This is a genomic window from Komagataeibacter sp. NFXK3, assembly GCF_054182245.1.
Window position 1 is genome coordinate 1 of record NZ_JAPIVJ010000089.1, and the last position, 885, is coordinate 885.

The 885-nt window shown below is 59.8% G+C and carries 1 protein-coding gene and 1 pseudogene; both read left to right on the forward strand.

Annotated features, from left to right (window positions below):
• Nucleotides 1-640, forward strand: a pseudogene (locus tag OQZ28_RS17605) (transposase); the annotation flags it as partial.
• Nucleotides 641-747: 107 nt separating this feature from the next.
• Nucleotides 748-885, forward strand: a 138-nt coding sequence (locus OQZ28_RS17610; RefSeq protein WP_458136704.1) for a transposase, incomplete at its 3' end; no start/stop codon positions are given.

The window sequence follows — 885 nt, forward strand, 5'->3', positions numbered from 1 at the left end:
AACTGATGGACCAGGCGGAGCACGCAGATGCCACAGACAGCGATCCGCAGGCATTGCCGGAAGCGCTTGCCCGACGGGAAACACTGAAAGCGAAGCTGGACGAAGCCTGCGCCCGGCTGGAAGCAGAGCGGCGCGATCGGCATACGAGAAAAAGAAGGCGGTGTATGACGCAAAAACAGGGCGTCGCGGCCGGGCGCCCAAACCGCCCGATGATGAACCACCACCCGACCGGCAGATCAGTCTGACCGATCCCGACAGCCGCCTCATGCGGCGCTCGGACGCCCATGAATTCCGGCAGGCTTACAATGCCCAGGCCGTGGTCTGCGCCGAAGGCAGTCAGTTGATCGTGACAACCGACGTTGTCGCCACGTCAGCGGATGCGCCGTCCTTTGCCAGCACCGTGCTGTCGATGGAACACACGATCGGTCTCCCAAAGACAGTGCTCGCCGACACCGGTTACGCCAGCGGGCAGGCGGTCCGGGACCTGCGGAAAAAAGGCATTGATCCGCTGGTCGCCATCGGACGTCCCTGTGCCCGCAGGCCATATGATTTCCGGCCACCTCCTGAAAACACGGAGCCACGCCGGATAACCGAACCCTGGCGGCTTGCCATGAAGGACAGGCTGGAAACAACAGAAGCCGGGTAATCCCCCCATAAAAAGAGTGACTTTTGAATGAGAATTTTCTCAGCGTAAGAATTGAGGAGATTCTGATGGAGAGTGATCGCTTTAGAATTGAGGAGATTCTGATGGAGAGTGATCGCTTTACTGACGCCCAGATCATGGGTGTGATCCGCCAGGCTGAGGGCGGTGTCCCGGTTCCTGACCTGTGCCGGGAGCATGGGATTAGCAACGCCACGTTTTACCGGTGGCGCGCGAAATATGGC